Raw genomic sequence first — 14,858 nt, 5'->3', positions numbered from 1 at the left:
AGATTTCTCCATTCCGCTGCGCTCCAGTCGAAATGAGGATCATTTGTATTAATTCAATTCAAACTCTTTATTAATATCTGAAGTATTTCCTCCCAATTTTGGCGCTGCTTTACTGGCAAATAACTTTTCATTATCCAATCTAATCGGGCTTACTGTTGTCTTTATTTTTTTGCCTTCATCTAAATCCAGTTCCTGTTCAATATGTAGGCTTTTATAGGTATTCAATGCTGTAGCGGTTTGATAATTTAATACTTCTGCACACCAAATACCATGGCCTTCCAAAAGATCAACCCAATGTTTTGTATCTTCTTTTTTAAAGGTTTCGGCGAGGCGGACAATTAATTTATCGCGGTTTTCGAATGCTGAACCTGCCTCCACATACAGATCAGTAATATCACAATTAATGATTGCGCAGATATTTGGCAGGTTGCCCATGGCCATGGCAATATAGCCATCGTTGGTTTCGTACATGCCATAAGGAGCGCTTAAATAAGCGTGTGCACTGCCTTTTGCTCCACTTCTATCTGGCAATTTACCACCATCGTTTAAATAGGTGGTTAATACTTCAAACTGTACATCTAAAATGGATTCGAGCAAACTCACCTCAACCAAAACACTTTTATGGGTTTTTGCCCTTTTAATCAAAGCAGCTATAATACCTTGTGCCAAATGGTTTCCGCACATAATATCCGAAACGGAAAGTCCGAAAGGAACTGGTCCGTCTACATCAACACCCGATAAAAATGTTAATCCGGAAACAGATTGTACCAATAAATCCTGGCCTGGCTTGTTTTTCCATGGGCCTTCACTTCCATAGCCGGTTACCATCCCGTAAACAATTTTCGGATTGATTTCTTGAACGTTTTCATAATCCAGACCAATTTTCTCCATCACACCAGGACGGAAATTATGCGTCATCACATCGGCCCTGCTGATTAATTTTTTAAGTCGTTCTAAATCTTCCGGATTTTTTAAGTCGGCGGTATAACTTTCTTTATTCCTGTTAATGGTGTGAAAAAGCAGGCTGTCTTCATCCACAAAAAGATTCTTGATGGATAAAGATCTGCAGGCATCGCCTGTTTTTGGTCGTTCGATTTTAATTACACGGGCGCCTAAATCAGCCAGTTTCAAACCAGCTGATGGTCCTGCCAGAAATTGACAGAACTCTAAAACCAAAAGTCCTTCAAGCGGTCTGTTCATGATAACACTAAACTTTTAGATTGCTGATATAATTTGTTCATGGCTGATAAAACCTGGATTTCATCTCCACCATTTATTAAATAATCGCGCACCACATCGCCTGCATGATCTTGAAAATACATCGAACCATGGTAACGTGGACGGAGAAAAGCTCTTTGTAAGGCCGGTAAAGTATTCAGAAAATAATGCTGACTCTGTCGGTTGACTTCTTCATTTTTCCATGCGGCCAAGTGCCCTGGTTGACCACCACTCTCAAAGAACAAAGTAGCTTGACAGGCGGGCGAACCTACAAATTCTACATATTTGGCAGCCATCTCCAATGCCTCGCATTTAGCAGAAATGGCCAAACCTGTTCCACCCAATGTGCTTCTCAGATTGGTTTTACCATCTAAAGAAATCATATCGTGAAAATGCAGGGTCTTGCGGGCATAACCGTTACGCGAATAGTTCGAGTAGCCATAAGCAAACGGACAATACGCAATTTTATCGGTTAAAGTCATTGCTTCATATACCTGGATCGGGTTTCTATCGAAGTTTGCCTGATCTATTTTGGAGGCCAGTTCCCGGTACATTTGCAAAGCCCTAACACCAATTTCCTTAGAAACCACCTGCTCATCACCTTGACAAGGATCTTCACCCAAAGAACAGCAGATGGTGTAAAAATTCATTAGAACATCGATGGGAATACCTGCAAAGGCAACTAAACCTTTATCGGCAAGTGCCAATAGATCTTCAAAAGATTTAGGTAATTCTAAGCCTTTTTCAGCAAGTAAATCTGGCCTTGAAGCTGCTACTGGAGTTGCCGCATCTATAGGTAAGGCCCATAAGTGTTCATTATAAAAATAACTCTCGTATGATTGGCCAACAGAATTTTCTTCCTGATCTTTTAAATATTCTTGAGAAAGATAAAGATCCAAAGGCACAATTGATTTAGTTTTTGAGGCAAAACCTGCCCAGGGATGATCGATCACCAGCAGATCAAACCGTTCTGCCAATTCCTGGATTGAAAAATCGGCAAATTGCTGCAAACTTCTTTTCTCCCAGGTGATATTTACATTTGGGTATAATTCAGAAAATCGCTGTGCCGTAGCCACCATCGGCAAAAGCCCGCGGCTATGGTTCCAGGTTATTCCTTTTAAATTTATCGTCTTCTCCACTGTATTTCTTCTTTTTATTTCTTTGTCATTCTGAACGCAGTGAAGAATCTTTCCTATTTCAGAAAACCTATTCAATTGCTGCTTTAACAGAGCCAATTTCCTAAGTTTGAAGATTCTTCGTTCCTCAGAATGACAATACCTTTTTATTTTATCTAATGATTGGTGTCTCAACCAACCATGTTATTATTTTACTTATTTCGGTCGGTGAGACACCAACCGATAGGTTTTAATTTGTGGTTCGTGATGACACGAACCACGGCCAATGATTTATTTCTGTTATTCTATTTACCTGTTTTTATAATTATCGATGATGATGTTAAACCAGCTGATGAAGCTGTTAATTTTATGGTTCCGTTTTTTTCCGTTGATTGCAAAATGGCCAAACATAAACCATGGAAAGCTTTGCGGTAGTTGGCTTTAAAAGGCTCTAAGCTGGCCTGAAACCCATTATCAACACCTGCAATAAACCCAACACCTTCAACCTGAAAATCAACCAGATTATCTGCATTTGGGACTACGTTACCAGCAGCGTCTAAAATGCGAACGGTTACAAAAGATAAATCCTTACCATCAGCTTTAATGTTTTTCCTGTCTGCAATTAATTCAATCTTTACCGGATCTCCTGCGGTTTTCACTTCACGTACTAAAACGTCTTTGCCTCTTTTACGGGATACTGCTTTTAAAGTTCCAGGTTGAAAAGACACATTCCAAAGCACATGTAAATCATCGCCCTGTTTTGATTTTTTCCCTAACGATTTTCCGTTCAGGTACAATTCTACCTCATCGGCATTGTTGTAATATGCCCAAACTTCAACCGATTTTCCTTGTTTCCAGTTCCAATGAGGCAGAAGGTGCAACACAGGTTTATTTGTCCACTCGCTCTGGTACATGTAATAGGAATCTTTGGGAAAACCTGCTAAATCAACGATTCCAAAATACGAACTTCTTGCTGGCCACGGATAAGGTAAAGGCTCTCCCAGGTAATCGAAACCTGTCCAAACAAATAAACCTGAAACATGATCATATTTTTTTGCTGCTGCCCAGGTTTCTTCGTGTGTAGAACCCCAATAAGCTGAAACATTATCGTAAGCCGATGCCGACCACTCGTTATTTCCCTCTGTAAATTTCGTTTTTCCATCTTTTGGCCAACGACGGATGGTATCTGCTGTGTCGTAAAAGCCCCTGGTTTCAAGTGCTGAGGTGGTTTCTGTAGCCAAAAACTTAACGCCAGGATAATTTTTAGGGAAATCTTTATACAGTTTGTGGTTGTAGTTTAATCCATAAACATCTAATGCATTGGCCTGATAGATAAAGTTCTTTTCGGCTTTGGTTTCTGTCAAAGCAGAGATTACAGGCCGGGTTTTATCTAAATTTTTAACAATGCCAACCAATTCTTTGGTAATCGCAATACCTGTACTGTCAAACTGTTCACGGATTTCGTTGCCGATGCTCCAAAGGATAATGGATGGGTGGTTACGATCGCGTTTGATCATATCTTCCAGATCTCTTTTGTGCCAGGCTTGAAAATCGAGGTGGTAATCGTTTTTGGTTTTCTTTTTCACCCACATATCGAAAGCTTCGTCCATAACCAGGAAGCCCATTTTATCACATAGATCTAAAAACTCAGGTGCAGGTGGATTATGGGCTGTACGGATGGCGTTCACGCCCATTGCTTTCATAATTTCGAGCTGACGTTCCATTGCTCTTACATTCACGGCAGCACCCAGGGCACCTAAATCGTGATGCAAACAAACGCCTAAAATTTTCATTGGTTTTCCGTTTAATGAAAAGCCTTTAGCTGCATCGAAATTGAATTCACGAACCCCAAAAGGTGTTACATATTGATCAATAATCTTTCCATCGGCTTGCGCAATTTCTACCACCAACTTGTACATCGTAGGGTGGTCAACAGACCACAGTTTAGGATTAGTTATTCCAAGGCCGCTAATCTTCATTGTTATAGCAGTTTCACTTGTATGGAGTGGCCATTCCTTTTTTTGCAATTGGATATTTTTATCATCCAAAATGGTCGTTAGGATTTTATAAGCACCTTTTGTGTTGAATTTATTTTCAATCTCGATTTCCGCATTTACTGAAGCGATACTTTCACCAGGTTTTAATTTTCTGCTTTCGTTACTTTGATCTTTATCGCCGCTGATTAGGAAGGTTTTCACAAAAGTGCCATTGCGTTTGATTGAAACTTTTGCAGCAGATGTAAGCCATACATTTCTGTAAATCCCCGAACCCGAATACCAGCGCGAATCAGGCTGTGCTGAATTATCAACTTTAACTGCAATGGTATTTTTCCCAGCTTTTAAGAATTTGCTGATCTCGTAAGAAAAAGAGCTGTAGCCGTAAGGCCTTTTGCCCAGATACTGACCATTGATCCAAACCTCACTGTTTTTATACACGCCATCGAATTCGATGGTGATTAATCTATCCTTAAAATTGGCAGGAGCTGTAAATTCTTTTCTGTACCAGCCAATCCCTGTGGGTAAACCGCCACCTTCAGGTTTTGCAGGGTTTTTCTCGTCGAATTTCCCCTCAATGCTCCAATCATGCGGTAAAGTGAGTTTTCTCCATTTAAGATCGTTATATGCTGGGGATTTTGCATTTGCTTCGTCTCCTAAAAAGAATTTCCAATCTTTGTTAAAGCTGGTTCTGATGCGGGGTTCAGGCCTAATCTTATCTTGATTGGTCGTCATTGCGAGGCACGAAGCAATCTTACTACTATGGGTTGGCCGTTCTTTCGCATTAGGATTGCATTCCCGAAAAGTCGGGACGGGCAGTGCCTCGCAATGACGGGACGCCCACAAACCGAATGTCAGAAAAATTACAACTTTAAAATTAGGTAGCCTCTTCATCTTAATTCTTCTTTTCACTTACAAAATTCATTCTACTCTTACCCAAATCTTTCGATGTGGCCACAGCAATGCCGCGCTGATCTAGTTTGTTTACCGCACAATAAAAATGATACACCGTGCCCTTATATTTCAGCACGAAAGATTTATGTGCGTATAATTCATCATATTTTTCTGACGACTCAATCAGGTTATCACCGGTCCAATCGGTCCAGTTTACCAGGTCGTTTGAGGCAGCAAAACGGTTAAATGAACCCTTTCTATCTTGCCAGAAAGCACCGAAGTAAAACATTATCCAGGTTCCATTAATGTTTTGAATTACAGCATCTCCTGTAATGCCCACAGGGTGATGAACAACAGGGTTTTTATTGAACCGCTGCCAATGAACCATGTCATCAGAAACCGCCATACCGATGCGTTCGTACCAGCGTGTTTTTTTATTGTTTGGCAAAGAATCGCCTACAGCATTATAGTACATTACGAACCGATGTCCTGTCAACTTCTGTTTATCTTCAATTACTGTACTTTTAAAAAGTTTGTTCCGGTTTTCCCACCAACGTACATCTGCATCACGCGAAGTCAAAACAGGTTTATCAAGCCTATTCCATTCTTGAACCATTGATGGATCTTTCGTGGTATAAGCCATTCCGATTGATAAAGGCTCCACTTCATATCCTTTTTCTTTACCTCCGAAATACGACATCCAATATTTGCCGTCGAATTTATTTACGCCATAACTTCCGCCCCATTTGGTATCTAGCAAAGCGTTGTAACCCGCTTTTTGGTTGTCATCCCAATGGCCAGCATTGCCAAACGACATCAGTTTGCCCTGATTTTCCCAGTGTAATAAATCTTTACTTTTTGCGAGCCAGGTTTCGTAACCACGGCCGCTAAAAATAAGATAAGTCATGTACCAAAACTTCCCCCTACGGAAAACCGTTGGGCAATCCATTTTATGGTCTTTATCCTCAGGAACCATTACCAAGCCATATTTATAAGGCGTTTTTACTTTCTGATAAATCTTTTCCATGGTTTCGGCCGAAACAGGATTAATGGTCTGAGCATTTAATTTTAATGCACTTACAAAAAGGAAAAATGCGATGATTATCTTTTTCATTTGTACTTTAAATTAAACTTATAATAACCTGAACCTATAACAACCTTAGCTTTCCCGTCTGCTATTCCTGCATCCGTAAATGTCGAATTGTTTTCTTCGGAGATTTCATACTTCGGCAAAACAGGAAAGTAAATTGTTGCTTTTGTATTTACCGGGATATTCACCTCCAGTGTAAACGTTTGGTCTGTTTTTTCCCACTTGCACGAAATTTTGCCATAAGGAGAATTGTAACGCACATCAGCCGAGGTTAAATCGCCCACCACTTCGGGCTCGATTTTAATATGGTTAAAAGCAATTGAATTTTCTTCCTGACGGATCCCACCAAGGCCACTATACAACCATTCCATTAAGTGGCCGAGCATAAAATGATTGTTGGATACGGTTGGCAAAGCGGCCCACGATTCGGTTAAAGCCGTTGCACCTTTGGCCAGTTGCATGCCATAACCAGGTACATCAGAACGGCTATTCATATCAAAAATCACATCCGATTTACCGGCATCTTCTAAAACGCGCAACACATAGCGATAACCTATATCGCCTGCTGTTAAACTGTTTTTACGATCTCTGATATCTTTAACCAAGTTCTCGATCACTGCTTTTTTATGCTTTTCTTCAACCAGTTCCATATAAACCGCCATTGCATTTGCAGTTTGAGATCCTGTTGCATATTGTTTGCTTTTTGCATCAAAGAATTTATGGTTAAATACATTTTTCACTTCAATGGCAAGTTTCGCATAGGCCATTGCATCAGCCTTTTTGCCCAAAAGCGTAGCCGTTTTTTCTAAAATTTTTAAATCATAATAATAAATGGCTGTACCCGTAACGCCCATTGGTGTTAACTGAGAAACGCCGGGCGGTTTTGGCCCCAGATCATACCAATCGCCTAAACCTTGCGATAAAATGTGGTTATTTGCTTTAGTGCCCAAATAATTGATGTAACGCTGCATCATTGGGTAATAATCAACCATAGCCTGTTTATCGCCATACCACTGATACAAATACCACGGCATTAAGATGCCACTACTGCCCCATTCAGGCGAATCGCGGAACATATCGCCGCCCCATTCAAATTTTACATACTCAGGTGCAATTTCAGGGATCAAACCACTAGCCAATTGCGAGTTCTTCATATCCTGTAATGCCTTTTTGAAAAGCGGCGCTGCATTGTAATTATATTTTACAGAACTGCCCATTAAATGCAATTCCTCTAACCAGCCCAATTTTTCACGGTGTGGACAATCGGTAAAAACACTAACCATATTGCTTTTAACCGCCCAATCGATCAGGCTGAAAGTTTTATTGAACAACTCGTTCGAGGATGAAAACCTACCTACCTGCTCAGCGCCATTTCGGATGTGCAAGGCTTTTAAAGCTTCTATGACTGATTTGCCAGATGGATTTGCCTTACCGCTTGGAACAGCTCCTTTAACCTGCAGGTAGCGAAAGCCTGTATAAAAGAATTTAGGACGCCAGGTTTCCAAACCATCTCCTTTTAAAATGTAGGTAAAATAAGATGGGCTGCCGATATTTTTTTGTGTTGCCGAACCATCTGCTTTTAATAGTTCGGCTGGGGTAATGCGGACCGTATCTCCTTTTTTACCCCGTACTTTCAATTCGATAATTGCAGAAGCGTTCTGGCCCATATCATAAACCCATTCGCCATTGGCAACCGGGTTAATATTTTGAGGTGAAAAATTTTCAAAAATCTTTACAGGTTCTTCTTTTTGGGCATTTAATTTCGGACCATCAATCAATAATGATGATTTCCATTTGTTATCGTTAAAACCTGCTAAATCCCAGCCTTTTTGCTCGAGGTTGGCATTATAATCTTCACCGCCATAAATGCTTGAAAAAGTTATGGGTGATGGCGCGGTTTTCCAACTTTGGTTACTGATGATATTCGCTGAAGTTCCATCCGTATATTCGATCAACAACCTGCAGATCATTTTCGGATAACCATAGGCTACTTTTAATTTTCTATACCGTTCTTTAACAGGAGGAATATAATAAAAACCATTGCCCAGCATCACTCCGATTGCATTTTCGCCTTTCTTGAGCTGTTTGGTTAAATCATAAGTGAGGTATAATGCCTCTTTATCATACTTCGTCCAGCCGGGTGCTAAAAAGTCATCACCAACTTTCGCTCCGTTTAAACTCATTTCAAAATGGCCTAAACCAGAAATAAAAGCTGTTGCTTTTTTAATTGGCTTCGTCACCGTAAAACCTTTGCGGAACATTGGCAAGATGTTATTGCCACTGAATTTGTCTTTTTTACCATCCGTTGGCAAACTATTTATATTAGAATCCGCCAGTTTTTCATAGGCAATCCATTTTGCACCTTTCCATTCGGCTGTGCTGAGCAATCCCATTTGCCAAGAAGCCGAAGCACTCCAGGCAGATTCATGTCCGAAATTATCCCAAACACGGACTTTCCAATAATAGGTTTTGCTTGATAATAACTTTTTACCTTGATATTTAATCTGTAATGATTGGCCTGAGTTTACTTTTTGAGTATCCCAAACATCCCCAATATTTTTATTTAAATTGCTTAAACTGCTAGAAACTACGATTTGATAGCCTGTTTGCATGATATTGTGTTTAGCTGATTGCAGTTTCCAGCTTAAACCCGGCGAAAGAACATCAATGCCAATAGGATTATTCCGATACGCACAATCCAATTGAGCAACCTTAATATCTTGCGCAAAAAGCGGAATGCTTAACAGATAAAGCCAAGAAAATATTACAAGTTTGCTCATTCACTATTGCACACCGTTTCGGATGTTTTGGTTAGGTTTATAAATGGTCATCAGCGATAATTTTTTTCAGAAATAAATTCTCAATTCTATAGAATTAAGCCTTTTAAATTCCGTAACTTTAAAATACTATCTCTAATTCAAATATAAATGTTTTTTTTAAATATGAAAACATATATTCGTATTTAAATTATACAAAATCTTCTCTTGGATAAATAAGAAAGCATTTTGTATGTTTGAAATTGTAAAAAATACGATACAGCCAAATTTAAACCCGCATGAACGAAAAAGAATCGAAGTACCAAGCCCCTGCTTTGGATAAAGGACTTGATATATTGGAGTATTTATCAGCACAATCTATCCCATTGTCTCAAACTGAAATTGCTATTGGTATTGAGAAAACGCCAAACGAAATTTACAGGATGTTGATGAGTCTGGAAAGTCGTGGCTATATTTTACGTGATGAAGTTTCGGGCAAGTATAGGCTATCGTTAAAGCTTTTTTACCTCTCGCACAGGCACTCGCCTATTGATGAGCTGCGTAAAGCTGCCCAGTTTCCATTAGAGGAACTGGCAAATAGTATCCGTCAATCTTGCCACTTGAGTATTTTGTACATGAACCAGGTAATGGTGATTATTCATGCGAAAAGTCCGGGGCCGATTGCGCTTTCTATCGAAGAGGGAAATTTGTTTCCATTGCCTTTAACTGCATCAGGAAAGGTTTTATTGGCTTATATGCCCGAGGCTGAGCGTAGCACAACATTAAAAAACAATTCCATTTTTAAAAAATATGCTAAAGCCCAGCAAGAAGATTTTTTGACCTCATTGGAAGATATTCAGCAAACTGGCTCTTATTTCAAAAATAGTGATTCAGTTTCTGGTGTTACCGATCTTTCGGTACCAATTGGTATTAATGGCAATAATGGAATTATCGCCTGTTTAACCATTTCGATGTTAAATGCGATAAATGTAGATCAAGCGATTGAAAATGATGTAATCCTTGCCGAGGCCTATAAATGTGTTAAAAAGATTGAGCAAAGGATTGGGGTTTAACCCCCGACCCCCTAAAAGGGGGCTTTGACTTTCTAATGGTTAATATAACTGCAATTGCCAACTGATTTGGGCGTTCCCCAAGCTACGCAAGGGTCCGGGCTTTGCAGGGCTGCGCTTCGCTCCGGTACCGATGAAAAATCGGTACTGAACCCTTACAATCCCTAACGCGAAGCTACCGTATCATGATATTTCGCTTAATTGCTTGCGCTCGTTTCTCAACGAGTGCATAAATAACTTTACGATTTTATCGTTTGTAAACGACAAGCTATTCAACGCTCGTTAGAAACGAGCGGTAGCCCAGAACCTTAAAATCCCTAACGCGGTATCTGTCGCAATAAGCTATAGATAGGGTGATGTAGCCAAGAACAACTGAGTTTGGTTAAATAAACCTGATAGAACGGAAAGCCCGGATCCCGATTTTTTCTATCGGGAGAGGACTTGGAGGGAGAGCAGGGCTTTCATAACCTAAAAGCACTGAACCACGCTTTTCTAAATAATATGACCGGCTAAATAAAACCTCCACTTCGCTCCGGTACCGATGAGGAATTGGTACTACCGTATTGAGATTTTCGTTTCAAACCTCGCAGGTTTATAAGCTTATCGTCATTGCAAGGAAGAATGACGAAGCAATCTTAAAGCGGTCGCTATAACCCATAGTAGTAAGATTGCTTCGTCGGCTGAAAAAGCCTTCTCGCAATGACGAAACTACCCCGAATACTTCACGCTATAATCCTTACCCTTTTCAATTGTTACTTCATAAATTCCCTTCGATACTTCTTTAACTTCAGCACCTTTTACAACTGGTTTGCTTTTGCTTTTTATTTTTAGTTTACCTACACCTGTTGGAGAAGAAACCTTGATTTCTTTTTTACTACAAAACACTGAAATATCACCATTCGCTGTTGGTACTTTGCCCTCCATCCAGGCTAAGCCACCCAAATTAGGTTCAATGGTGTAAGTTTCATAACCTGGTGTGGTAGGTTGTACGCCTAAATAATATTTTCCCAATAAATAAATCGGACTTGCACCCCAGGCATGGCAAAGGCTTTTTCCAAACGGGCGGCCGTACATCGCCAAGTGTTCGGTTCCCTTTTTATCCGGGTTGTATTCCTCCCAAAAAGAGGTTGCACCCAATTTTAACATGCCACCCCAATAATTTTTCATTTCCTTTAATACATAAGGTTGTTCGCCCATGGCACATAATGCTTCAAGCTCATAAAAACGCATATAAGGTGTGGTAATTTTGGCTATTTTATCGTTTAAGAGTACATTTTTCTTAACGGCTAGTTTTTGCTCCGGGCTAAAATAATCAAAGAAAATCCCGAACATGTTGGCGTAGCGGGTTACATTATCTGTCTGTTTATCGTCAATCCGGCTATGAACCAAAGCACTTTTTTGCTGATTCCAATAAAGTTCAAAAATCTTGTTTTTCAGTTCTTTAGCCTGCTTATCGTATTTGGCAATACCTTCTGTATCATTGGCTAATTTGGCACATAAAGCCATTGTTTCTAAACTCCTGGCATATAACAACTGTTCGAAACTTACTTCACCATCTTTACTCAGTTTATCTGCCCAGTCGATAAAAATCCAGTCACCAGGCATCCATTCTAACAGGCCATTTTTATTCTTTCTTCCATCAATATAAGTCATTAGCGACTGCATCCGCGGGTAAATATCCTGTACGAACTTCTGGTCGCCGGTAAATTTATAGTAATCATAAATTCCTAAAAACCAATAAAAAGAGTAATCCATAATGGTATTGATGTGCGCCGTTACGGGATCTTTTCCACGCTGAGCCAATAAAGTCCGTTTTACAGTTGGTGCATCAAAAAACGAGTAATAGTTCATCAAATAACTTTGATAAGCATCGCCGCTCCATACCCAGCGATCGCGTTTTATCCCATCGATAAAGAATTCGCGAGTATTTAAATGGAAGGTATATTTGGCTACATCGTAGATTTTGTTGAGCTCCTCATCCGAAGATTTAAAACTTCCTCTTTCTGTTACTGGTGAATACTCATATAACATGGAAATAGAATCGACTGTTACATCTCCAGTTGTTTGGCGGTTCACATATCTAAATGCTTTCGAAAGTGGCATAATGGAATCCTTTTTCACAGCCAAATCAATATCCACATAATCTAAAGTCTCACATTTATCTTCAGAATAAGCTTCTTCAGCAGATTCACCATAAAATAAACTCAATCTACCTTTACCTTTTAAACCATGAACCTTAATGAAGCCAAAAGTTTCTTTTCCAAAATCTAATAGTTCTCCCCCCTCATTCTTTTTTCTACTTACCGCGGCAATACCTTTAACAGGCAATTTAAACTGTGATGGCAATTGAGTTGGATCAGTTAAATTCCATGAGCCTGCCGAAACAAAGGTAGTTCCCGATTTATCAGAGGTTTTCCCACTCGCATCGATCCATTCTTTATCCTCGAAAGTAGTCAGCCAGGTTTCATCAGAAACTACCGTTTTACCCTGAACAAAAATCGCCGGAACATGTGCCTGGTTGTAAACCTTCAAACTCAATTTGTGTTTTCCTGCAGGAATTTGAATGCTTTTTGGAAAACCGGCAATGGCCTGACCATCGATTTTAACATTGTAAGTACCTTCTACAAACAACTTAACCTCTTCAGATTGAGCAAGATTAAATTCTTTGTGAAAATCGACCAAAACATAATGACTATCCATTTTCCAGAAGACAGGGAAAAAGGAGCCTCTTTCGGTTCTGCGGTTCTGCATCACATTGCTCATGTAGATATCGAAATCGCCTGGGTACCAGATCCATGAAGCTTTTTGCGCGAAAAGTTGTGCTGCCGAGCAGGTGAAAATAGTGAGGAGGATTATTTTTTTTAAGGTTTTCATTTTGCTTAGTTTTTAGCCACAGATTTTATATTGGTTTCTTATTTTTTGCCACGGATGGACACAGATAAACACGGATCTTTGCATCTGTGTGCATCCTTTTCATCCGTGGTTCATTTGTTACTTTCATTTTTTAGTTCGGCCGTCATTCCCGCGCAGGCGGGAATCTTAATGACAATTGCATCATGATCCCGAATTAATTCGGGATGACGATTACCCCATTTAATGTCCATTAAAGAAAAGGTAAAGTGCAATCATCACAATGGCCAATGCAATCCACGAAATCCAAACTGTTCTTGCTGGTTTTTCTATATTGGCCTGGTGTTCTTCATTAACCGTGTAAATACTTGGTGACCTATCCAATAAAGAAATCAAAATCGCGATGATCATTAATCCTGCGAAAATGAAAAATGATAACATCAGGTAATGTGGCCAGAAAGTGTATTTATCCGATGGTAAAATCCATAAATAAGTTACCCCAACGCCCAAGCTTAAAATTGAGCCGATGGAAAGTGTAAAATTCACCGCTTTTCTTGTGGTTCTTTTCCATAAAACGGTGAGTAAAAACACGACCGATAATGGCGGCGCAATAAAGCCCAAAACCGATTGAAAAACATCGAATAAATTCAATCCTTTAATATTATCGATGGCCAAAACCACTACAACCGCAAAAATACATCCTGCAACAACTGCCCAGCGGCCAATGCGGATGATCTGTTTATTACTCGCCTGTGGGTTTATTTTCTTTACATAGATATCCATGGTAAAAACGGTACTTAAAGAGTTTAAAGAAGAGCCAATTGTACCTACTAAAACCGCAATCAGCACAACGATTACCAGGCCATTCATACCGGGAGGAAATAAATTGGTTACCATGGTCATATAAGCTTCGTTCGGATCTTTTAAGCCAGGAAATAACACATAGCAAAGGATTCCTGTTCCGATAAACAACGGTAATGAGAGTATTTTTAGCCAGCCAATAAAACTCACGCCCAATTGCCCTTGTTTTAAGTTCTTAGCACCCAGAACCGATTGAACCATCGATTGATCGGTACAGAAAAAGGCCACAGCTGCAACCGGATACCCCAATAAAATGGCGTACCATGGATATTTTGGATCGCTGGCGGGTTGGATTAAATTCCAGAAATGATGTGGTGTTTTTTGATATAAAGCAGAAAGTCCACCAACTTTATTCAGTCCCAAAAGCATGAGTGATAATGAAACGGCAATCAATAAAATCATTTGGAAAACATTTACTTTGGCAATGGCTTTTAAACCGCCGAAAAAGGTAAACAATCCGGCAAAAGCGACCAATACGGTAACCGATTGCCACATGGGTATGCCTAAAATTTGTCGGACCAAAAAGCCCCCGGCAAACAAACCGAGCGATAACCAGGAGATTAAAATCTTAACCAGCGCATACCAGGCGAGAATGTTTTGCGTAGAATCGCCATAACGGTTGCCCATAAACTCGGGCATGGTACTTACTTTGGCGGCAAGGTATTTAGGTGCGAAAACAATGGCCAGTAAGAATAAAAAGATAAAGGCATACCAATCGAAATTAACGGCCACGATACCAGTGCTATAGCCAATACTGGCAAAAGCCAATAACATCGACGGACCAACATTTGTACCCCACATATTGAAACCGATGCTGCTCCAGTTTAATGATTTATTGGCCAAAAATAAGGTCTCATCATCGTTCTTCTTTTTAGAAAAACTGGCCCGATAACCAATGATAATCAAGATAATGAGGTAAGCAATTACGATAAAGTAATCTAAACTGGTTAATCGTTCTACAATGTTTCCCATTAGGTTTATTTGGTTAGTTATTTAGTGTTGCCACGGAA

Annotated in this window: 8 protein-coding genes; 1 reads left to right on the top strand and 7 read right to left on the bottom strand. The window is 39.8% G+C overall.

Annotated features, from left to right (window positions below):
• Positions 1-48: 48 nt before the first annotated feature.
• The 5 genes from ACTJKN_RS11025 to ACTJKN_RS11005 form a co-directional block, all read right to left on the bottom strand.
• Positions 49-1,200 (bottom strand): CaiB/BaiF CoA transferase family protein, encoded by a 1,152-nt coding sequence (locus ACTJKN_RS11025; RefSeq protein WP_440824935.1) that lies wholly within the window; start codon positions 1,198-1,200, stop codon positions 49-51.
• On the bottom strand, positions 1,197-2,357 hold the full coding sequence (locus ACTJKN_RS11020; protein WP_440824933.1) for an ABC transporter substrate-binding protein: 1,161 nt from the start codon (positions 2,355-2,357) through the stop codon (positions 1,197-1,199). The genes ACTJKN_RS11025 and ACTJKN_RS11020 overlap by 4 nt, the downstream gene beginning before the upstream one ends.
• 281 nt (positions 2,358-2,638) lie before the next feature.
• Positions 2,639-5,062 carry a glycoside hydrolase family 2 TIM barrel-domain containing protein gene (locus ACTJKN_RS11015; RefSeq protein WP_440824931.1) on the bottom strand — a complete coding sequence of 808 codons (2,424 nt, stop codon included), beginning with the start codon at positions 5,060-5,062 and terminating at the stop codon, positions 2,639-2,641.
• 160 nt (positions 5,063-5,222) lie between these two features.
• Positions 5,223-6,335, bottom strand: a complete 1,113-nt coding sequence (locus tag ACTJKN_RS11010; protein WP_440824929.1) for a glycosylase — start codon at positions 6,333-6,335, stop codon at positions 5,223-5,225.
• Positions 6,332-9,091 carry a family 78 glycoside hydrolase catalytic domain gene (locus tag ACTJKN_RS11005; protein ID WP_440824927.1) on the bottom strand — a complete coding sequence of 920 codons (2,760 nt, stop codon included), beginning with the start codon at positions 9,089-9,091 and terminating at the stop codon, positions 6,332-6,334. Before ACTJKN_RS11005 ends, ACTJKN_RS11010 begins: the two co-directional genes overlap by 4 nt.
• Before the next feature lie 275 nt (positions 9,092-9,366).
• Here ACTJKN_RS11005 and ACTJKN_RS11000 point away from each other — a divergent pair, with 275 nt between their 5' ends.
• On the top strand, positions 9,367-10,140 hold the full coding sequence (locus ACTJKN_RS11000; protein WP_230140880.1) for an IclR family transcriptional regulator: 774 nt from the start codon (positions 9,367-9,369) through the stop codon (positions 10,138-10,140).
• A gap of 705 nt (positions 10,141-10,845) precedes the next feature.
• Here ACTJKN_RS11000 and ACTJKN_RS10995 read toward each other — a convergent pair.
• Both ACTJKN_RS10995 and ACTJKN_RS10990 read right to left on the bottom strand, forming a co-directional pair.
• Positions 10,846-13,011 (bottom strand): alpha-L-rhamnosidase-related protein, encoded by a 2,166-nt coding sequence (locus ACTJKN_RS10995; RefSeq protein ID WP_440824925.1) that lies wholly within the window; start codon positions 13,009-13,011, stop codon positions 10,846-10,848.
• A 219-nt stretch (positions 13,012-13,230) separates the two neighbouring features.
• Positions 13,231-14,820, bottom strand: coding sequence for a sodium:solute symporter family transporter (locus ACTJKN_RS10990; protein ID WP_440824923.1), 1,590 nt, complete (start codon positions 14,818-14,820; stop codon positions 13,231-13,233).
• Between the last annotated feature and the right edge of the window lie 38 nt (positions 14,821-14,858).

Source organism: Pedobacter sp. 22163 (genome assembly GCF_052045595.1).
Classification (GTDB): domain Bacteria; phylum Bacteroidota; class Bacteroidia; order Sphingobacteriales; family Sphingobacteriaceae; genus Pedobacter.
The sequence above is the reverse complement of the archived record's forward strand: the minus strand, read 5'-3'. Positions and strand labels throughout refer to the sequence as shown.